This is a genomic window from Sphingomonas sp. GW821-FHT10F11 (genome assembly GCF_058809095.1).
Map to the genome: position 1 here is coordinate 50,321 of NZ_JBXASH010000003.1, position 20,371 is coordinate 70,691.

Genomic DNA, 20,371 nt, shown 5'->3' on the forward strand with positions numbered 1-20,371 from the left:
CGACGTGGCGGCTGACAAGATGGACATCGACCTGTCGACGCTTCTCGACAATGAACATGAGCAGCAGGTCGAGTTCACCGGCGAAGTGGACGGCGACGATTATGAATTCGCGGTGCAATATGCGGTGCTGGAAGCCCTGAGCGGCGACGCGCCGGAAGACGACGCGATCGACATGTTCAACCGCTTCAGCGACACGATCGCCGAAGCCGGCCTCGTCGCGCTGGCCCGCAACAGCGATCAGGACCTGATCGTGATCAGCGAGAACGACCTGGAATAGCATCCCGATTCAGGCGGGCGGAAGCATCGCTCGATTCCGTCATGCCGGACTTGTTCCGGCATCCACTGTCCCGCGAGAGGAAAACCCTGTTGGTACGCGACACGGCGGGCACCGGGGTACGCCTGAGGTGCGTTAGCGGTATATGACATTCAGATTCGCCACTTTTTTCCTCTCCAGTGGGAGAGGATACGGAGACTTGAGAGCGTAGCGATCTAGTCGGAGTTGGTGAGGGGCTCCGGGAGCTATCGAGAACTCCCGGAGCCCCTCACCAAGTTTCGCTAGGCAACAAGTTGCCAAGCTACACTATCCTCTCCCACTGGAGAGGAGCGAGCGAAACGCTGCTCTATGTGCGACCGGTCTTCACCCCAGCCGCTCGACCAGCGCCCGCGCCGCGGCGGTGACGTCGTCCCACGTCGTCTCGAACCCCTCGTCCGTCCCGTAATAGGGATCCTTCACCGCCTGACCCTCCCGCCCGGGCACCACGTTCAGCAACAGGTCGAGCTCAGCGGTCGCATCATGCGGCGCGATCGCGCGCAAATCGCGAAGGTTCTGCGGATCGAGCGCGAAGATATGGCTGAACCGCCGAAAATCCTCGGCCTCCACCTGCCGTCCGCGATAGCCGGAAATGTCGATGCCATGGCGCTGCGCCGTCGCCAGCGCGCGCCGGTCAGGCGCATGGCCGATATGCCAGTCGCCCGTTCCCGCGGAATCGACCTCCACCGCGAGCCCGGCCCGCGCCGCCTCGGCGCGGAACGCTGCTTCGGCCAGCGGCGAGCGACAGATATTGCCAAGGCAGACGAACAGGACGGCGGGCGAGGGTCGATCGGGCACGTGCCGCGCATAGAGCGAAAAGGCCGAGGAGTCATCGTCTCTCGACCTTCCCCGGAAGGCCGGGGCCCAGTAGGGAAGGCCCCGGTGTCGGCGCGTAACAATCGTCGATACTATCTAAGTACATGATATATAATACATATTACCAAGTTCCTGGCAGCGTCGAAAATGTCAGCAACCCTCATGACATTCCCAACAAACCCGCCGTCTCCCCCTCGATTCAACGCGCCGCGCCGATGGTGCAGCATGCCGCCATGGCCCGTCCTTCACTTTACCGCCCGGAATTCGCCCGCCACGCGCGCATGGCATGCCGCGCCGGCGCCTCGAACCAGGATCTCGCCCGGCTCTGCTCGGTCGGGCTCGCAACACTCTATCGCTGGCTGGATCGGCACGCCGACTTCGCGACAGCCGTCGCCATCGGCCGAGCGCAAGCCGCCGCGCCGAGACCCAGGTCGCTCTACCAGCGCGCCGTCGGCGGCGATTATCTGGCGGAGCGCGTCTATCATGTCCGCGGGTCCGACACCCCGGTCGTGGCGCGCTACCGCCGGCGCATCCTTGCCGAGCCGAAGGCGGCGTTCCGCTGGCTCAGCGTGCGACGCCCGGACGAATGGCGCATCGATGCCAAAGTCGAGGCGGAGAACAGGCGGCAGGCGGCGATAGACGCGTTGTGTCACGCCCTCCGCGCTCTTTTCGCCGCGCGATCAGGCCAGGACGGCATAAACCATTCTCATAACCGGGAGCACCGCAATAGCCTGGATGGACAGTCATGTGTGGAGGGTGGCGCCCAGAAATCCGCAGACACTATGGAGGTTCTTACATCATTACTGGAACGCTATTTGCGCGGCCTGATGGACGTCGAAAAAATCGACCCCCGCATTGGGTGGCGAAAATCCCCGAATAGTATCGCCTTTACTTGCCCGGGTGCCGAACTCGGGGCGCAGGACCGCCATGTGGCGGGATCAGGCGCGGGGCGTGAAATCCTCGACCAGATCGTAGCGATCGCCTGGGAAAAGCTGCTGCGCGACCGTGACCGGCGCGCCGTTCCGCCAGGTCCAGCGCTCGATCCGCAGGCAGGCGGCATGGGCCGCGATGCGCAGGTGCCGCGCGATGGCGGGCGAGGCGGGGACGGCGCTGATCCGGTGGCGCGCATCGGTCCAGGGCACATGGTCGAGCAGCCAGGTGCCGGGCGCCAGGGCGCTGAAATCCACGCCGCGGGCCTCGGGTACCGTGCCAAGGTCGAGCCAGCGTTCTTCCCATCCAAAGGGATCGGCCCCGGCATGATGCACGCCGCAAAGCCGCAGCCAGGGCCCCGCAGAGTCCGCCACGTCCTCGGGAGGATCGGTGTCGATCGCCCGCGAGTCGAGCTGCCAGCGATAGGCCTCGCCGCGCGCCGCGATCAGCGCGCCGATATCGGGCACGCCAACCACCGCGGAGCGGATGCGCGGATGGGCAACGAACGAGCCCGCGCGCCGCCGCCGCTCGATCAGGCCTTCGCGCGCGAGCCGGCTGATCGCCTTGTTCGCCGTCGCGCGCGCGCAGCCATAGGTCACGACCAGCTCATGCTCGAACGGGATGCGCGTGCCCGGCACCCATTCGCCGGAGCGGATGCGTTCCTCGATATCGCGCCGGATGCGCGCCTCGATCGTCATGCGTCGATCAGGCGGGTCAGGACGGTCGAGAAGCGCCGCCGTATCTCATCGCCGCGCCTGTGCCTGCCCCCTTCGACCAGTCGGACGCCCCGGCGCCAGACACAGTCGATCCCAGCGCGCGACGCGAAAATCCAGCTGTCGAGCAGCCGGTCGCCCGACCGCGCGACAAGCGCCGGGTCATCGGCATCGAGCGAGACGAGATCCGCCGGATGACCGACCGCAATGCCGCCCGTCACGCCCAGTGCCCGCGATCCGCCGGCCAGCGCGCCCGTGAACAGGGTCGCGCCGACCGATGCCCGGGCGCCGGCGAGCACGCAGCGCTCGTGCCGGCTCAGCCGCTGGCCATAGTCGAGCAGCCGCAGTTCCTCGGTCGCCGAGATCAGCACATTGGAGTCGCTGCCGACTCCGAACGCGCCGCCATCGGAAAGATAGGCCGCGGCCGGAAAGATGCCGTCGCCAAGATTGGCCTCGGTGATCGGACACAGGCCTGCGACCGCGCCGCTCCCGGCAATGGCCGCGCGCTCCGCGTCGGTTACATGAGTTGCATGGATCAGGCACCAGCGGTCATCGACCGGCATCTCGTCGAACAGCCACTCTACCGGGCGCAGGCCACTCCAGGCGAGGCAGGCGGACACCTCCTTGCGCTGCTCGGCGATATGGATGTGGACCGGGCCGCCCGCCGCCAGCGGCAGGATCGCGCGGATCTCCTCCGGCGTCGCCGCGCGCAGGCTGTGCGGCGCGATACCCACCACCGCATCCGGACCAACGGCAGCGCGCGCGCCCTCGACCAGTCGCGCAAACCCATCGGGATCGCTCAGGAAACGCCGTTGCGCGGTGCCCGGCGCGGTGCCGCCAAAGCCGCCATGGGCATAGAACACCGGCAACAGCGTGAGCGCGATCCCGCTTGCCTCGGCCGCCGCGGCGATCCGCGCGGCCATCTCGGCCGGGTCGGCATAGGGCCGTCCGTCCACATCATGATGGAGATAGTGGAACTCGCCGACACGCGTGAACCCCGCCTCGAGCATCTCGACATAGGCAAGCGCGGCAATCGCCTCGACATCCTCGGGACCGAGCCGGTCGAGGAAGCGGTACATCAGGTCGCGCCACGACCAGAAATCGTCGCCGGTCGTGCCGCGCTGTTCCGCCAGGCCGGCCATGCCGCGCTGAAAACCATGGCTGTGGAGGTTGGGCAGGCCGGGCAGGCCGATCGCGTGGCGCTCGTCGCCCGGCGCTGGATCGACCCCGGTCGCGATCGCGGAAACCAGCCCGTCGGAAATCTCCAGCCGGACACGATCGGCCCAGTCATCGCCGACCAGCGCGGTCTCGAACCACAAAGCGGACATCGGCACCTCCTGTCGAATATGTCTAGACATATTCATCGCTTTGGCCAAGTCTGTATCGCATGACGACTCCGGACCATCCCCGCTGCGACCGGCTGTGGCGCAATGCCCGGCTGATGACCTGCGCCGGCGAGGGGCTGGGCTTGGTCGAGGACGGTGTCGTCGCGGCGCGCGATGGGCGCATCGCCTATGCCGGCCCAGCTGATGAGGCGCCGGCCTTCGACGCGGCTGAGACGATCGACTGTGCAGGCCGCTGGATCACCCCGGGCCTGATCGACTGCCATACCCATCTCATCCATGCCGGCGACCGCGCCCGCGAGTTCGAGATGCGGCTCGACGGGGCAACCTATGAGGAGATCGCGCGGGCCGGCGGCGGCATCCGCTCGACCATGGCCGCGACCCGCGCCGCGAGCGAGGCCGATCTGGTCGCCACCGCGCTCCCCCGCCTCGACGCGCTGATCGCCGAGGGCGCTACCACGGTCGAAGTGAAGTCGGGCTACGGCCTGACGCTCGACGACGAACTCAAGATGCTCCGCGCGGCCAAGGCATTGGGCGAAGCGCGCAACGTCCGCATCCGCGCCACCTTCCTTGGCGCCCACGCGCTCCCGCCCGAATATGCCGGCGACCCGGATGGCTATGTCGACCTGGTCTGCGACTCGATGATCCCCGCTGTGGCTGGCATCGCCGACGCGGTCGACGCGTTCTGCGAAGGCATCGGCTTCACCGCGGCGCAGACCGAACGCGTCTTCGCCGCCGCCGCCGCATACGGCCTGCCGGTCAAGCTCCACGCCGAGCAATTGTCCAATCTCCACGGCGCCGCGCTCGCCGCGCGCTACGGCGCCTTGTCCGCGGACCATCTCGAATATCTCGACGAGGCCGGCATCGCCGCGATGGCGCGGAGCGGCACCGTGGCGACCCTGTTGCCCGGCGCCTTCTACTTCGTGCGCGAGACGAAGCTGCCGCCGATCGCGGACCTCCGTGCTGCCGGCGTGCCGGTCGCGCTGGCGACCGACTGCAATCCCGGGACCTCGCCGCTCACCTCGCTACTGCTCGTCATGAACATGGGCGCGACCCTGTTCCGCCTGACCGTCACCGAATGCCTGCGCGGCGTCACCGTCAACGCCGCCCGCGCGCTCGGCCTGCAGGAAGAGGTCGGCACGCTCGAAGCCGGCAAGGCCTGCGACCTCGCCATCTGGGATGTGGGGCACCCGTCCGAACTCGTCTATCGCATGGGCTTCAACCCGCTCCATGCCCGTATCTGGAGTGGTTTATGAGCGCGATCATCCTGAAGCCCGGCGCCGTGCCGCTGGGCGCGTGGCGCGCCATCTATCGCGGGGCCGAGGTGCGGCTCGATCCCGCCTCCGCCGGCGCGATCGCCGCGAGCGCCGCCGCGGTCGAGCGCATCCTTGCCCGGGGCGAGCCGGTCTACGGGATCAACACCGGCTTCGGAAAGCTCGCCAGCGTGCGGATCGAGGCATGCGATCTCGCCACGCTCCAGCGCAACATCGTGCTGAGCCATGCCGCCGGCACGGGTGGACCCTCGCCGGTGCCGGTCGTCCGCCTGATGCTCGCGCTGAAGCTCGCCAGTCTCGCCCAGGGCGCCTCGGGTGTGCGACCGGAGACGGTCGCGCTGCTCGAAGCCATGCTCGTACAGGGGCTCACGCCGGTGATCCCGGGACAAGGCTCGGTCGGTGCCTCGGGCGATCTTGCGCCGCTCGCGCACATGGCCGCGACGATGATCGGCGTCGGCGACATCCTGGTCGATGGCCAGCGCTTGCCCGCAGCCGATGCGCTCGCCGCAGCCGGCCTCGCGCCGCTGACGCTCGGGCCGAAGGAAGGCCTGGCGCTGCTCAACGGCACGCAATTCTCGACCGCCAATGCGCTGGCCGGCCTGTTCGAGGCGGAGCGGCTGCACCAGTCGGCCCTGGTCACCGGCGCGCTCTCGACCGAGGCGGCCAAGGGCTCCGACACCCCGTTCGATCCGCGCATCCACACGCTCCGCCGCCATGCCGGGCAGATCGAGACGGCGGCGGCGCTGCGCAGCCTGATGGCGGGCTCGGCGATCCGCGCATCGCACGCGACCGGCGACGAGCGCGTGCAGGATCCCTATTGCCTGCGCTGCCAGCCCCAGGTGATGGGCGCCGTGCTCGACCTGCTGCGCCAGGCTGCCGAGACGCTGGAAGACGAGGCGAACGGCGTCTCCGACAATCCGCTGATCTTCCCCGACACCGACGAAGCGCTGTCGGGCGGCAATTTCCACGCTGAGCCGGTCGCCTTCGCCGCCGACATGATCGCGCTTGCGCTCTGCGAGATCGGGTCGATCGCCGAGCGCCGCATCGCGATGCTGGTCGATCCTGCCTTGTCCGGCCTGCCGGCCTTCCTGACCCCGCGGCCCGGGCTCAATTCCGGCTTCATGATCCCGCAGGTCACGGCAGCGGCGCTGGTCTCGGAGAACAAGCAGCGCGCCTATCCCGCAAGCGTGGATTCTATCCCGACCTCGGCCAATCAGGAGGACCATGTGTCGATGGCCGCGCACGGCGCCCGCCGCCTGCTCGACATGGCGGAGAATCTCGGCGCGGTGATCGCCATCGAACTGCTCGCCGCGGTGCAGGGCTGCGACTTCCACGCGCCGCTCACCTCGTCCGACGCACTCGAGGCAGCCCGGTCGCGGTTGCGGCGCGAGGTGCCCTGGCTCGACCATGACCGCCACATGCACCCCGACATGGAAGCGGCCAACGCGATCATCCGATCGGGTGCGCTGATCGAGGCTGTGAACGTCGCGCTACCGGGCGTCGCTACATGAGCGCCTTTGTCGACCTCTTCCATTCCTTGTGTCCCCGCGAAGGCGGGGACCCAGACTGGGCTCCCGCCTTCGCGGGAGCACAAGGGAGCGAGGTGCCCGCATGAGCGTGCAAATCCAACGCGGTCCCGCACCGTTGGTCGTCAGCTTTCCCCACACCGGCACTGACATCCCCTCCGAGATCGAACCCGGTTTCGTCTCTCCCTGGTTGGCGCGCCGCGACGCCGACTGGTGGATCGACCAACTCTACGATTTCGCCGCCGATCTCGGCGCGACGACGGTGCGCACCACCATCTCGCGCAGCGCGATCGACGTGAACCGCGATCCCTCGGGCGCATCTCTCTACCCCGGGCAGGCGACGACCGAGCTGTGCCCGACCACGACCTTCGACGGCGAGCCGCTTTACCGTGAAGGCCACGAACCCGATGGCGAGGAGATCGCCCGCCGCCGGTCGCGCTGGTTCGATCCCTATCACCAGGCGGTCGCGGCGGAACTCGACCGCCTGCGCGCCGCGCATCCGAAGGTCATACTCTACGACGCCCATTCGATCCGCAGCCATATTCCCCGGCTGTTCGACGGCGAGCTTCCCCAGTTCAACATCGGCACCTTCTCGGGTGCGAGCTGCGATCCGGCACTGGCCGAAGCAGTCGAGGCCGAATGCGCCGCGTCCGGCCTGAGCCACGTCCTCAACGGCCGCTTCAAGGGCGGCTGGACTACGCGCCATTATGGCCGCCCGTCGGACGGCATACACGCCATCCAGATGGAGCTGGCGATGCGCGGCTATATGGCCGAGCCCGAAACGCCGACTCCCGACACCTGGCCCACCGAACTCGATCCCGCCGCGCCCCTTCGCGCGCCGCTCACCCGCATCCTGAAGGCGTGCCTCGCCTTCGCCGAAAAGGACGCCGCATGACTCGCCTCGACAACAGCCGCATCATCCGCCCCGCCACCGGCACGACGCTCACCGCCAAGAGCTGGCTGACCGAAGCGCCGCTGCGCATGCTGATGAACAACCTCCATCCGGATGTCGCCGAGCGGCCCGAGGAGCTGGTCGTCTATGGCGGCATCGGCCGCGCCGCGCGCGACTGGGAAAGTTATGACCGCATCGTCGCGGCGCTGACCCGGCTCGAGGATGACGAGACCTTGCTGATCCAGTCGGGCAAGCCGGTCGGGGTGTTCCGCACGCACCGCGATGCGCCGCGTGTGCTGCTCGCCAATTCCAACCTCGTGCCGCACTGGGCGACCTGGGAGCATTTCAACGAGCTCGATCGCAGGGGCCTGGCGATGTACGGCCAGATGACCGCCGGCTCCTGGATTTATATCGGCACCCAGGGCATCGTTCAGGGCACCTACGAGACCTTCGTCGAAATGGGCCGCCAGCATTATGCCGGCGATCTCAAGGGCCGCTGGCTGCTGACTGCCGGGCTTGGCGGCATGGGCGGGGCGCAGCCGCTCGCCGCGGTGATGGCCGGCGCTTCCTGCCTCGCGATCGAATGCCAGCCGAGCCGGATCGAGATGCGGCTGCGCACCGGCTATCTCGATCGTTCGGCCGATACCATCGAAGAGGCGCTGGCGATTCTCGATCAGGCAAAGGCCGACGGCAAACCCGTCTCGGTCGGCCTGCTCGGCAATGCGGCCGAGATCCTGCCCGAGCTGTTCGCTCGCGGCGTGCGCCCCGATCTGCTGACCGACCAGACCTCGGCCCATGACCCGCTCAACGGCTATCTGCCCAAAGGCTGGTCGCTGGAGGATTGGACACAGGGCCGCGAGCGCGATCCGCAGGCCGTGATCGATGCGGCCAAGGCCTCGATGGCGGTGCATGTCCGGTCGATGCTCGATTTCCAGGCGGCCGGCGTGCCAACGGTCGATTACGGCAACAATATCCGCCAGGTCGCCAAGGACGAAGGCGTCGCGAACGCGTTCGATTTTCCCGGCTTCGTCCCCGCCTATATCCGCCCGCTCTTCTGTCGGGGCATCGGCCCGTTCCGCTGGGTCGCACTGTCGGGCGATCCCGAGGATATCTACAGGACCGACGCCAAGGTGAAGGAGCTGCTGCCCGACAACAGGGCGCTTCACACCTGGCTCGACATGGCGCGCGAGCGGATCAAGTTCCAGGGCCTGCCGGCGCGGATCTGCTGGGTGGGGCTCGGCGACCGCCACCGGCTCGGCATGGCGTTCAACGAGATGGTGGCGAGTGGCGAGCTCAAGGCGCCGATCGTCATCGGACGTGACCATCTCGATTCCGGCTCGGTCGCCAGCCCCAATCGCGAGACCGAAGCGATGCGCGACGGCTCGGATGCGGTGTCCGACTGGCCGCTGCTCAACGCGCTGCTCAACACTGCGTCGGGCGCGACCTGGGTGTCGCTGCACCATGGCGGCGGGGTCGGTATGGGCTATTCGCAGCATGCCGGCATGGTCATCGTCGCCGACGGCACCGAAGAGGCAGCGCGCAGGCTGGAGCGCGTGCTGTGGAACGATCCGGCGACCGGCGTGATGCGCCACGCCGATGCGGGCTACGACATCGCGGTCGACTGCGCGCGGGAGAAGGGCCTCGATCTGCCGGGAATCCTCGGCTGACCGGCCATCGGCTCCTGCGGGCGGCGGCGCGTCGCCAGATGCCGTGGCGCAATGGCGGCGGGGTGACGACGGAGGTCGCCACCTTCCCGCCGGACGCGAGCCTGGACGATTTCGTCTGGCGGGTGAGTATCGCCGAGGTGCGGGATGCCGGGCCTTTCTCCGACTTTCCCGGGATCGACCGGATATTGTCGGTGCTGGAGGGCGCGCTCTCGCTGGCGGTGGCGGGCATGCCGGAGCAGCGCCTCGACGCGGTGGCGACTCCCTTCGCCTTTCCCGCCGACGTGCCCGCCTGGGGGGCGCCGATCGACGGCGAGGTCCGGGATCTCAACGTGATGGCGCGCCGAGGCCATTGCACGGCGGCGGTCGAGCGGCTGTCGGCGGGGACGGCGCAGGTCCGTGGCGGCGAGGAGGCGTGGATGATGATCGTCGCCACCGGCGATGCGACGGTAAGGTGCGGTACCAGGACCGACGCGCTGGCCCGCTTCGACGCGATCCTGTTCGAACGTCCCGTCCCGGACGACATCGCGGTCAGCAGCAATGTACCGAGCTTCGTGATCCGGTTTCATGCGCGCATTGACATTGATAACCGTTCGCAATAGCCGAACTCTCAACCGAAGGGGTCCCAGCTTGCGCGTCGTCACATCCACCCGCCGGGACGCGCGATGCTGATCGCCATTCCCGATCTGCTGACGCCGGAGCAGCTTGCCGAGGTGCTGGCGATCATCGACGCGGCGGCATGGATCGACGGCAATGTCACCTCGGGCCACCAGTCGGCGCTCGCCAAGCGTAACGAACAGCTCCCCGAGGAGTCGGATGCGGCGCGCCGCGCCGGCGGCATGGTGCTCGATGCGCTGTCGGCCTCGCCCCTGTTCGTCGCGGCGGCGCTGCCGCTCAAGGTCTTCCCGCCCCTGTTCAACCGCTATGGCGAGGGGCAGGCATTCGACACCCATGTCGACAATGCGATCCGCATCCGGCGCGGCAGCGACTTCCGCATCCGCAGCGACTTGTCGGCGACGCTCTTCCTCGCCGATCCCGCCAGCTATGACGGCGGCGAGCTGGTGATCGAGGGGCAGTTCGGCGAACAGAAGGTCAAGCTGCCCGCCGGGCACATGGTGCTCTATCCCGCTTCGAGCCGGCATCATGTCACGCCGGTCACCCGCGGCGTGCGGGTCGCGTCCTTCTTCTGGATCCAGTCGATGGTCCGCGACGAGAGCGCCCGCAACATCCTGTTCGACCTGGATTCGGCGGTGCAGGCCGTCGCGGGCGACCGCGGGCAGGACGATACGGCGGTAGTGCAACTGACCGGCGTCTATCACAATCTGCTGCGCCGCTGGGCCGATGCCTAGGGCGGGATGCGGCATTGCGCCGCGGTCGTCAGAGCGACGTTACCGACGGTTGATACCGTGCCTGCAGCAGGTACCCGACGGCGCGGCTGAAATGGCGTTCCATGGCGCGCGCCGCGGCCTTGGGATCGCGCATGGCGATGGCCGTCGCGATGCCCGTGTGCATTTCGATGACCTCATCCCGTTCGGAATAGGTCTTTCGCGTGCTCCAGGCCGCCGGCACCGCGCTGGCGAGAAGCGGGGCGAACGACGCCAGGAGATGCTCGAACAGCATGTTGCGGCTCGCCACCGCGATCAGCTGGTGAAACTGGAGTTCGAGTTCCGTCATGCCCTCGGCATGATCCTCGCATTCCCCCATCCGTCGCGCGAGGTCGAGCAGCCTGGTCGCCTCGGCCTCGGTCCGAAACGTCGCCGCCAGCGTTGCCGCCTTGATCTCGATGCAGCTGCGCGCCTCCCAGATCTGCTCGACCGTGATCTGTCCGGTCTGTGTGGCATGGGCAAGCGACATGACGAACGGGAAGGCCGTGGCGGCCGCGACCCGCGGTTTGCGGCCATTGCCGATATCGACGATGCCCAGGACGGACAGGCCGCGCACGGCTTCGCGAATGACGGTCCGGCTCACCCCCATCTGGTCGGCGAGTTCCGCCTCGCCGGGGAGCCGATCGCCGACGACCAGGCCGCGTTCGCTGATGAACGCCGCGAGGCCGTGCATGGCGCGATGCACGAGACTTCCGGATTGCTCGCTCTCCGCCTCAGCTTGCGGAAGTATCGCACTCACAGAATTCATGCCGAAATCGCCCATTCCCGCTCTGATATGTGCCCCGAATAGCTCAGCAAGCGGGCGGTTGCGAGCCATCGCCATTTTCGAGCCGCCGCCATTGCCTGGGGGATACGCCATAATGTTTGGCAAAGGCGCGCGAGAAACTCGCATGGCTCAGATATCCCGCTGAATAGGCGATCTGCGAAATCGACATTGCTCCGGCGACAAGCTCGGTCGACGCCCAGTTCAGCCGCCGCTCCGCCAGCGCTTCGGCAATCGAACAGTCGAACAGCTCCCTGAAGCCCCGGGCGAGGTTGGTCCGGTTCAACCCGCACGCCTTCGCGATGGAGCCGAGAGTGAGCTTTTTCGAGAAATTGGTCGCGATCAAGCGGCGTGCCTCGATCAGGCGGCGCGTATCCTCGATCGACAGCGCATCGCTTCCGACGGGCACGAGATTTCCGGAGAATAGCTGATACATCGCGCTGCAGATCAGCTCGCGGCATTTCGCATTCTGGTAAAGCGCGCCCACCCGTCCCTTCATCGGGGAGCGCATCACGTCATGCGCAAGACGTGTGGTGTCGACATCGAGAAAATAGGATCCGCTTTCGGGCAGCAGTTCGTCGCCCGTCGAGAGACCGTCCCCGCATTCCTCTTCGAGCCAGAACCGCGACGCCGCGCACAATACGATCCCGCGGCTCATGAACTCGGCCGCTCTCTCGTTCGCCTCGATCGAGTCGGCGACAGCCAGGATCAGCTGGCTGGCTTGAGGCTGGCTCAGTATCGCCAGGATGATGATGTCGTCGTCCGCCTGGCCGAGGAGGCGATGGATCGTGGCCGCATCGCAGCGATGTGCGATCACGAGTTCCGGACAGAATGTGTCGAGCGCGCCGGCTGCCGCGTCGTCGCGTTCGAATAGCGGCGTCTTGCGGTCGATGGGCAGACATGCGGTCATCACGTTCATGGCAACTCCCCAACCGGCCGTGCAACTGGGGATCCCGCCAGTGGCTGCCCCGATTCCCAGGCTTCAGACTATCAAACCTATACCATAGGTGCAACATACCTCTAGTATATGTAAGCCTGTCAACGCCGCCCGTTTCTATGCGCGTCGTCATTGATTTTGTGCGTGGCCGCACATTCGCGGGCGTCCCCTTGACCCCCGGCGTCGGAAGGTCTTGGTCAATCGCCAAGACACAATGCAATTTTCCTGGAGCGGTAGCCTTGTCAGTTCAGTCCTGGCGAAATGTTGAGGATGCCCGCAGGATAGCGAAGCGCAGCATTCCCGGGCCAATCTTCGATTATATGGACGGCGGCGCTGATGACGAGATTGCCCGGGACCGGAATTGTTCGTCTTTTCGCAACTACGCCATTATCCCGCGGGCGCTGAACATATCGCAAGATGTTCAGCTTGCTACGCGCGTTCTTGGAACTACCCTGTCGCTTCCGCTCATCCTGAGTCCCACCGGCCTCACGCGCATGTTTCATGACGATGCCGAGCTGGCCGTGGCCAGGGCGGCCGCGAAGCGCGGCCTCGGATATTGCCTTTCGGCCATGGGCACGACCTCGATCGAGCAACTCGCCGAGGCGAGCGCGGGCCCGAAATTCTTCCAGATCTACATTTTCAAGGACCGGGGCCTGACGCGAGAGTTCGTCGAGCGGGCGCGCGAGAACCGCTATGACGCGCTTGTCCTCACCGTCGATACGCCGGTGGCGGGCAATCGCGAACGGGACAGGGCGAACGGCCTCAGTCTGCCGCCGCGCCTCGGCCTGAAAAGCCTGATGAGTTTTGCGGCCCACCCGCGCTGGGCACTCGGCGCGCTGAGCGGAAAGCGCTTCAACTTCGCCAATGTCGCGCACCGGGTCGACGGCCTGGCCAATGGCCCGGTTTCGCTCTTCCGCTATATCGAGGATCAGTTCGATCCCTTCATCGGCTGGCGCGACCTGGAGCAGCTGGCCGATCTCTGGGGCGGTCCGCTCGCGGTCAAGGGTGTCATGGCGCCGGACGACTCACGCCGCGCGATCGATCGCGGTGCCACCGCCATCATGCTTTCCAACCATGGGGGGCGCCAGCTCGGCGTGGCGCCGGCGCCGGTCGATCTCATCTCCAGGCATGCGGAAGCCGTTCAGGGCAAGGCGGAGATCATCTGTGATGGCGGCATCAGGCGCGGTTCCGACATCGTCACCGCACTCGCGCTCGGCGCGACGGCCTGCTCGATCGGCCGGCCCTATCTCTACGGCCTGGCGGCGGCCGGCGAAGCAGGGGTGGGGCGAGTCCTCGATATCTTTCGCGACGAGATGGAGCGGACGATGATGCTCGCCGGCGCCACGACCGCATCAATGCTCGATCGAAGCGCGATCATGACCGCATAGGTCGTCGGCGGTCAGTTTCGTTCCTCGAATCACGCGCACGAGAAAAAAGGGTGGCGAGCTGGAGGCTCGCCACCCTTTCGTTGCCGGACCTATCAGAAACTGGCGTTGAGGGTGGCGCCGAAGGTCCGCGGATTGCCGACGCGATTATAGACGAATCCGAAACCGCTGGTGACGTCGATCCGGTCGGTCGAGTAGAAGGTATCGGTGATGTTGCGCATCCACAGGTCGACGCCGAAGCGCTTGCTGCTGCTCTTCCAGCCCAGCCGCGCATTCGCGATGGCATAGGGCTTCTGGGTGGTGCTTGGCCGGTTCTGCAGGTCGAATTGCCGCTTGCCCGAATAATTGCCGTCGAGGTGGAGCGATACCTGGCCCCACGATCCCTCGATGACGTCCCAGTCGAATGCCGCGTTCGCCGAAAAACTGGGTGCGTTGACGATCGAATTGCCGCTCACGTCGTTGCCGCCCAGCGTTCCCTCCAGGATTTTCGTGTCGAGGAAGCCGGCTCCGCCGTTGATCCTCACGCCTTTGGCCGGCCTTGCCAGAATCTCGAACTCGACGCCGAAAATCCTCGATTTGGGAAGATTGACGAGTGGCTGCGCGCCGGTGACCGGATCGACGTCGATGAACTGCTGGTTCTGATAGTCGTAATAGAAAGCCGACGCGTTGAGCTGCAGGCGCCGGTCGAACAGCGCGGTTTTCGCACCGATCTCATAGGCAGTGACGATTTCGGACTTGGTGGTCGAGAGTTCCTCATCGGCGAAATAGGCCTGTCCGTTGAACGAGCCGCCCCGATAGCCGCGCGACACCACCATATAGAGCAGGGTGTCCGGGCTCGGCTTGAAGTCGAGGCCGATCTTGCCGGAGACGTTGCTGTTGGTGAAATGCCGGCCGGTGGTCGCGAACAGATCGGTGGCGCTGCCCGGAATGAGGTTCAGCACCAGCACCCCGTCAGTCCCATAGGCCTGGCTGTAGAAATTCGAGAGGCGCGCGGTATCGTGCGTGTAGCGAAGACCGCCGCGTAGCGTGACACTGTCGGACAGCTTGTAGCTCGCGTCGCCATAGACGGCGGCGCTGGTCTTCTTCTGGTCAAGCTTGTTGCGGACGTCGCAGCCGATCGGGAAGGCATCCAGACAGTCATTATGGTCGAGCGCGCCATCGAGATTGGCATCGATGTCCTGGAACAGCCTGATCGTCGAAATATTGAAAACCGTCTCGTCGAAATAATAGGCGCCGGCCAGGAACTGGAAGGGCGCATTTCCCTTGCTGGTGATGCGCAGGTCCTGCGTGAACTGGCTGGCCTTGTCGTAGAAGGTGTCCTCGAACACGCTCAGCGGCGAACCATCGGCGTCTTCGGCGTAGGAGAAGGTTCCGCGATCATAGGAGGTGATCGAGGTGAGCTCCAGCGTATCGCTCAACTGGTATTTGGCGGTGAGCGCGACGGCATAGGTCCGGTTCCTGTCGCGGCTCTCGAAATTGGCTTCGTTGCTGCGGCGGCTCATCCCGGGCTGCGGGAAATAGTCGGTCCGGGGGTTGAGCGCCGGGTCAATCGCATGGAAAAGGCCATACACCCCCGCACCAATGCCGGCGGGCCCGGGCTCCGCGTAAATGCCGGTGTGGATCGGGTCCTCGTAACTGGTGGATGCCCGAAGGATCGCCGAGAATGTGTCGTTGGGCTGGAAGAGCAGCGACCCGCGCACCGCCCAGTTCCTGGTCTGCTGCTGCTCGGGCTGGCCGGGCAGGAGGTTCTCGAACCAGCCGTCCGCCCTTGCGACGGTGAAGGCAATGCGGGCCGCAACCGTATCCGAAAGCGGCGCCTGGACCGCGCCCTGCGCCTCGAACCGATTATAATTGCCGGCGGTGAGGGTGAGATAGCCCTCCGTTTCGAACTTCGGCGCGCGCGTGATCAGGTTGACGGCGCCGCCGGTCGCGTTTTTCCCGTACAAGGTGCCCTGCGGACCGCGCAGGACTTCCGCCCGTTCGAGATCATAATAAGCGATGCCGAAAATGCCGACATTGCCCTTGTACACTTCGTCATAATAGACCGCGATCGGGGCGTTCTGGTTGAGGCTGTAATCGTTCATCGACACGCCGCGGATCGAGTAGATCGGCTGGCTGTTGCCGATCGCGCCATTCGTCTGCAAATTGGGAACGAGCCCGACCAGATCGCTTGCGGTCGTGATCCGGCTCCGGGCGATCTCCTCTCCACCCACGACCGAGATCGACGCCGGAACGTCGCTGAGGCGCTCGGTCCGCTTTTGGGCGGTGACGACGATGTCGCCGATGGCATCTGCGGCAGCCTCGGAAGGCGCGGCAACGGCCGAGGTTTGCGCATGAGCAGGCGTCGCGGTCAGCGCGATCAGCGACACGGATAATGCAAGAAAATGGCGATTATAATGCATGTCTTCCCCTTTTCCGAGTAGCTGTTTCCATCGGAATACAGCATCCTGTCTTGTGTCTTTAGACGAGATCTAAAAGGGATGCTTTGCGTCGTGTCACATATATTATGCAGATCGGCATTATAGAGTGAGTATGACTTATAGATCGCGCTCGGTATCGCGATCAATCTCGCCAGTCGTCAATCTCGGGCCTCAAGGAAGTCAAGGACCAGCGCGTTGAACTTGTCCGGGTTCTCGGCGAACATGAAATGACTTCCACCTTCGTCGGCCTGGAACATTTCCAGGCGTGATCCCGGAATTTGCGACGCCACCCATGGCATGCATGTCGCCGGGGCCAGGCTGGCATGAGCGCCTATCGCGAGCGTGGGGAGGCGAATCCGCGAAATCACGTCGCGCCAGTCCAGATTTGCGTGATTGCGCATCAGTTCAGCGGCGTGGCGATGGTCCATCCTGCGATTGCACGCCATCATCCATATCCGGATATCGTCCGGGCATTCCGGCGTGAGCATGCTGCCCATGAGGCCGTCCCTGACCGTGCCGTCCTCATCCTGCGCCAGGGAATTGCACAGCGCCATTGCGCCATCGGGGGTGAACAGCGCCCCGGCCGCCGCCCGGGTCTCTTCATCCCATTGCTCGTTGACCGTGAGGCAAGGCGGCTCGTCGACCAGGATCAGGCGGGAAAGCCGGTCGGGACCGAACAAGTCGAGATAGGCCCAGATCACCGAGCAGCCCATAGAATGACCGAGGATCGCCACGTCCGAAAGCTCAAGGCCGATCAGGAACTCACGCAAATCCGCGGCGAGTCTGTGGACTCGATAACCATGGTCCGGGCGATCGGATGCGCCGTGCCCGCGATGATCATAGGCGATGACGCGGCAGGTTGCGGACAGCGCGTCGACCTGACGGGAAAACTGCTCGGCCGTCTGGGACCACCCATGCACCAGCACCAGCGGGCGGCCTGCGCCCTGGTCGATATAATCGAGGCCGACATCGTCCGATGTCTCGAATCTCCCGCGTATCATTCGTGATCGACTCCTGTCGGTCGGCTGAGTGGAAGAGTGCAATCGACCTTCCGCATCGGCCCGGTGACAAAGCCTGCCCAGTGACAAGGTCTGGTGCAACATTCGTCCTGGCTGACGGACGATCTGCACAGCCTTATGGTTGGTATGCAAAGACGAGCGCCCCTTGGCTCGCTATATCGGCAATGGTGCCGTCACTCGCTCGCGTTCGCGGCCCGGGCGGCTTTCAGCAGGGCGGAGGCGAGGCAGGATGAATGGCGACAGAGTGGACGTCTTCCATGGCTGGGAGGCACTTCAGCGCAAGTTCGGCTACACTCAGGCCATTCGTGCGGGGAACACCGTCTATGTGTCGGGCACGGGGAGCCTCGACGAGGATTTTGGTCTCCTGCATCCCGGCGACCTCCCGGCGCAAATGCGGGTGATCTATGCCCGGATCGGCGAAGCACTCGCGCGGTTTTCGATCGGCCACAATCACATCGTCCGGGAAACCATGTACGTCACCGATCTCGACGCCCTCATGCCCGCGATGGACTATCGCAAGAGCATCTATGGGGATGGTCCTTTTCCGACCTCCACAACGGTGGAGGTATCGCGTCTTTTCGTCCCCGGCATGCTGATCGAGATCGAGACGACGGCCTATATTCCGGAATGATCGACCTCTAGCCGAGCATCTCGCCGAGCATGGGCGACAGGATCTCGCGGTATCCGAACCGGTCCCGCACGATCAGGCGCATGGCGAGGCCCTCGTTGACCGCAAGCGCCAGACCCTCGTCCGGTCCAAGCACCGTCAGCGCGGTCGCCCAGGCGTCGGCCAGCATGCAGCTTGGGTGAAGCACGGTGGCGGAGGCGACACCGTTCGCCACGGGGCGGCGGGTTCGTGGGTCGATGGTGTGGGCGTAACGCCGCCCGCCGGTTTCGAAGAAGCGCCGATAGTCGCCCGAGGTCGCGACGGCGAGATCGTGCAGCGCCACGCGCAAGGGCGCGATTCTCGCGCCGGGCGGTGCCTCGAGTTCTACCCACCAGGGGTCGCCGCCCGGCTTGACCCCGGACCCGATCAGCTCGCCGCCGATCTCGGCGAGGAAGTCGTTGACGCCAAGGCTACGCAATGCGCGCGCCACCGCGTCGACCCCGAATCCCTTGGCGATACCCGACAGGTCGATCTGCACATCGGCGGTGCGCCGTGCGTGCTTGTCGGATCGCTCCACCCTCTGCCAGCCGACAGGGGCGGCGGTAAGATCGGTTTCGGCCGGCAGCTCGCCCCGGCCCGAAGGCCCGAACCCCCAGAGGCCGACCAGCGCGCCGGCGGTAGGATCGAACGCCCCGCCGCTGGTGCGGGCGACTGCCAGCGCTGCGTCGAGCACCTGGGCAAGATCGGCCGGCAGCGCCTGCCACGCGCCGAGCGGCGCGCGATTGAACCGGGAGAGATCGGACTCGGCTTCCCAGTTGCTCATCTCGGCGATCACGCCGTCCAGCGCGCGCCTGATCGCCATGCGCACGTCAGCGGCCGGTCGGGCGGAGACGACCCGCGCCGACCAGCTCGTGCCCATCGTCTCGCCGCCGAACAGGTCGACGGCCGCCCCGGCGTCACGCCGCCGGAACGACTCCGCCGAGACGTGCAGCGGCACCGCGACTCGAGGCGCGCCCGCCATCAGGGCTGAAGGACTTCCAGCACGGTGGTGTAGCTCATCCGCTTCTCCGCGTTCGGGATGGCGGTGCTCGGCGCGGTGGTCGAGGCCGACATCCAGTACATGCCGGCGCCCGGCCATTTGACAGATACCTGGCCCTGGGCATCGGTCTTCAAGGTCATCTCGTTGACCGAGGTGCGATAGCGGCTGCCGCCCGGGATCACGGTGACTTCGATATTGGCGGCGGGTTTGCCGTCGGCGATCAGCTTGAAGGTCGCTGCCTCGCCGGCGACCAGATCGTTCGGGTGGGTGACCGGCACCAGCTCGAGGCCCTCGCCGGTCGGCTTGAACACCGTGTCGGTCGGCGCGCCCGAGGTCACGAACACCTCGTTGCGGTTGAGCGTCTCGCCCAGCTTCACGTCGGTGGCGCCGGCAGGGATCGCGGTGGCCAGCTTTTCGGCGGTCGTGCCGCGCGGCAGGCGCTGCTCGACGCCGTTGACCTTGAAGCTGCCCGTCACGCCGCCATTGCGGATGAAGAGCTTGTAGGTGCCCTTCTGGGTCATGTGCAGGTCGAAATTCGACCGGTACTGGCCGATGTTCATATGCTCGACCTTGCCCGGCGTGCCGTCGGGCTGGACGACCGCCGGCTCGGCGCGCAGCGGCTGATGATCGGGAAAGAACAGATCGTTCGACGCGGCGGCGTCGAAGGTGATCCAGTCGTCGTCGCCCGAGACGATGGTGGTCGAGGGCAGCATCCACAGGCGGTGCGCCTGGAGCGGGGCGGCGATGGCGGCGGTGCAGACCGCGGCGGCGAGCAGCTTGTGAAGGGTCTTCATGGGGCGGATCCTCTCGCGGAACGTGATCAGGGCTTGAACGTGACGGCCACCGTGCCGAGTTCGGTCTTGCCGGCGGCGCGGGCGGTCTGGCCGGGCTTGGCCGGCCAGGTGAAGGGCACGCGGAGCACTTCGCGGCCGCCGGTCTCGCGCGCCGCCTCGACCACCAGCGTATATTGGCCGGGCTTGAGCCCGAGCTTCGCGCTGCTGAAGCTCAGCGACTGGACGCCCGGCGCGCGGGTCGCGCCCGAGGTGCCGTCAGAGACGAACGCATTGGTCCGGCCCGAGGCGCGCCACCAGGACCGCACTTCGTTCAACCATTTGCGGCCTTCGTTCTTGGCCTTCTTCACGTCGTACCAGACCGACAGGGTCCTGGCCGGCGCGCCATTGCCCTCGACGAAGATCGCGACATAGGGCCGGTGATATTCGGCGACCGACAGGCGCGGCACGGTGACCGCGACGTCCATCGTCTGGGCGAGCGCTGGTGTGCCGGCGGCCAGGCCGGCAATGGGCAGGCCAGTAAGGATCAGGCGGTGGTCGAGCTGCATGGACAGGGC

19 protein-coding genes are annotated in these 20,371 nt (G+C 66.2%); 9 read left to right on the top strand and 10 right to left on the bottom strand.

Annotated features, from left to right (window positions below; translation table 11 throughout):
• Positions 1 to 4: 4 nt before the first annotated feature.
• Positions 5 to 277 carry a hypothetical protein gene (locus AC1RT8_RS10760; RefSeq protein ID WP_493076123.1) on the top strand — a complete coding sequence of 91 codons (273 nt, stop codon included), beginning with the start codon at positions 5 to 7 and terminating at the stop codon, positions 275 to 277.
• A gap of 360 nt (positions 278 to 637) precedes the next feature.
• Here AC1RT8_RS10760 and AC1RT8_RS10765 read toward each other — a convergent pair whose 3' ends face one another.
• From AC1RT8_RS10765 to AC1RT8_RS10775, 3 genes are all read right to left on the bottom strand, one after another.
• On the bottom strand, positions 638 to 1,108 hold the full coding sequence (locus tag AC1RT8_RS10765) for a low molecular weight protein-tyrosine-phosphatase (RefSeq protein ID WP_493075636.1): 471 nt from the start codon (positions 1,106 to 1,108) through the stop codon (positions 638 to 640).
• A 956-nt stretch (positions 1,109 to 2,064) separates the two neighbouring features.
• Positions 2,065 to 2,754 (bottom strand): histidine utilization transcriptional repressor HutC, encoded by a 690-nt coding sequence (gene hutC, locus AC1RT8_RS10770; RefSeq protein WP_493075637.1) that lies wholly within the window; start codon positions 2,752 to 2,754, stop codon positions 2,065 to 2,067.
• Complete coding sequence (locus AC1RT8_RS10775; RefSeq protein WP_493075638.1) at positions 2,751 to 4,097, bottom strand: formimidoylglutamate deiminase; 1,347 nt, start codon at positions 4,095 to 4,097, stop codon at positions 2,751 to 2,753. The genes hutC and AC1RT8_RS10775 overlap by 4 nt, the downstream gene beginning before the upstream one ends.
• A gap of 59 nt (positions 4,098 to 4,156) precedes the next feature.
• On the opposite strand from AC1RT8_RS10775, the gene hutI reads away from it, so the two are divergent.
• From hutI to AC1RT8_RS10805, 6 genes are all read left to right on the top strand, one after another.
• On the top strand, positions 4,157 to 5,368 hold the full coding sequence (gene hutI, locus AC1RT8_RS10780; RefSeq protein WP_493075639.1) for an imidazolonepropionase: 1,212 nt from the start codon (positions 4,157 to 4,159) through the stop codon (positions 5,366 to 5,368).
• A complete protein-coding gene (gene hutH / locus AC1RT8_RS10785; RefSeq protein WP_493075640.1) occupies positions 5,365 to 6,897 on the top strand; it encodes a histidine ammonia-lyase in 1,533 nt (510 codons plus the stop codon). Before hutI ends, hutH begins: the two co-directional genes overlap by 4 nt.
• 100 nt (positions 6,898 to 6,997) lie before the next feature.
• Positions 6,998 to 7,807 carry an N-formylglutamate deformylase gene (gene hutG, locus AC1RT8_RS10790; protein WP_493075641.1) on the top strand — a complete coding sequence of 270 codons (810 nt, stop codon included), beginning with the start codon at positions 6,998 to 7,000 and terminating at the stop codon, positions 7,805 to 7,807.
• A complete protein-coding gene (gene hutU / locus AC1RT8_RS10795) occupies positions 7,804 to 9,471 on the top strand; it encodes a urocanate hydratase (RefSeq protein ID WP_493075642.1) in 1,668 nt (555 codons plus the stop codon). Before hutG ends, hutU begins: the two co-directional genes overlap by 4 nt.
• 14 nt (positions 9,472 to 9,485) lie before the next feature.
• On the top strand, positions 9,486 to 10,070 hold the full coding sequence (locus AC1RT8_RS10800; RefSeq protein WP_493076124.1) for a HutD/Ves family protein: 585 nt from the start codon (positions 9,486 to 9,488) through the stop codon (positions 10,068 to 10,070).
• A 63-nt stretch (positions 10,071 to 10,133) separates the two neighbouring features.
• Positions 10,134 to 10,817 carry a Fe2+-dependent dioxygenase gene (locus AC1RT8_RS10805; RefSeq protein ID WP_493075643.1) on the top strand — a complete coding sequence of 228 codons (684 nt, stop codon included), beginning with the start codon at positions 10,134 to 10,136 and terminating at the stop codon, positions 10,815 to 10,817.
• A 28-nt stretch (positions 10,818 to 10,845) separates the two neighbouring features.
• Here the strand turns inward: AC1RT8_RS10805 and AC1RT8_RS10810 are convergent, their stop codons facing one another.
• Together AC1RT8_RS10810 and AC1RT8_RS10815 are read right to left on the bottom strand one after the other, a co-directional pair.
• Positions 10,846 to 11,616 (bottom strand): FadR/GntR family transcriptional regulator, encoded by a 771-nt coding sequence (locus tag AC1RT8_RS10810; protein ID WP_493075644.1) that lies wholly within the window; start codon positions 11,614 to 11,616, stop codon positions 10,846 to 10,848.
• A gap of 28 nt (positions 11,617 to 11,644) precedes the next feature.
• Entirely contained in the window at positions 11,645 to 12,535 is an 891-nt protein-coding gene (locus AC1RT8_RS10815) for a helix-turn-helix domain-containing protein (RefSeq protein ID WP_493075645.1), read from the bottom strand.
• 137 nt (positions 12,536 to 12,672) lie between these two features.
• Here AC1RT8_RS10815 and AC1RT8_RS10820 point away from each other — a divergent pair, with 137 nt between their 5' ends.
• The gene (locus AC1RT8_RS10820) at positions 12,673 to 13,941 is read left to right on the top strand and encodes an alpha-hydroxy acid oxidase (protein WP_493075646.1); all 1,269 of its coding nucleotides are present in this window, start codon (positions 12,673 to 12,675) and stop codon (positions 13,939 to 13,941) included.
• A gap of 92 nt (positions 13,942 to 14,033) precedes the next feature.
• Here AC1RT8_RS10820 and AC1RT8_RS10825 read toward each other — a convergent pair whose 3' ends face one another.
• Both AC1RT8_RS10825 and AC1RT8_RS10830 read right to left on the bottom strand, forming a co-directional pair.
• Entirely contained in the window at positions 14,034 to 16,340 is a 2,307-nt protein-coding gene (locus AC1RT8_RS10825) for a TonB-dependent receptor (RefSeq protein WP_493075647.1), read from the bottom strand.
• A gap of 176 nt (positions 16,341 to 16,516) precedes the next feature.
• Complete coding sequence (locus tag AC1RT8_RS10830; RefSeq protein ID WP_493075648.1) at positions 16,517 to 17,458, bottom strand: alpha/beta fold hydrolase; 942 nt, start codon at positions 17,456 to 17,458, stop codon at positions 16,517 to 16,519.
• A 163-nt stretch (positions 17,459 to 17,621) separates the two neighbouring features.
• Here AC1RT8_RS10830 and AC1RT8_RS10835 point away from each other — a divergent pair, with 163 nt between their 5' ends.
• On the top strand, positions 17,622 to 18,008 hold the full coding sequence (locus AC1RT8_RS10835; RefSeq protein WP_493075649.1) for a RidA family protein: 387 nt from the start codon (positions 17,622 to 17,624) through the stop codon (positions 18,006 to 18,008).
• A 7-nt stretch (positions 18,009 to 18,015) separates the two neighbouring features.
• Here AC1RT8_RS10835 and AC1RT8_RS10840 read toward each other — a convergent pair whose 3' ends face one another.
• The 3 genes from AC1RT8_RS10840 to AC1RT8_RS10850 all read right to left on the bottom strand — a co-directional run bounded on the left by AC1RT8_RS10840 (position 18,016) and on the right by AC1RT8_RS10850 (position 20,362).
• Positions 18,016 to 18,903 carry an FAD:protein FMN transferase gene (locus AC1RT8_RS10840; protein ID WP_493076125.1) on the bottom strand — a complete coding sequence of 296 codons (888 nt, stop codon included), beginning with the start codon at positions 18,901 to 18,903 and terminating at the stop codon, positions 18,016 to 18,018.
• 101 nt (positions 18,904 to 19,004) lie between these two features.
• Entirely contained in the window at positions 19,005 to 19,817 is an 813-nt protein-coding gene (locus tag AC1RT8_RS10845) for a DUF4198 domain-containing protein (protein WP_493075650.1), read from the bottom strand.
• A 26-nt stretch (positions 19,818 to 19,843) separates the two neighbouring features.
• Complete coding sequence (locus AC1RT8_RS10850; protein ID WP_493075651.1) at positions 19,844 to 20,362, bottom strand: DUF2271 domain-containing protein; 519 nt, start codon at positions 20,360 to 20,362, stop codon at positions 19,844 to 19,846.
• Positions 20,363 to 20,371 lie beyond the last annotated feature (9 nt).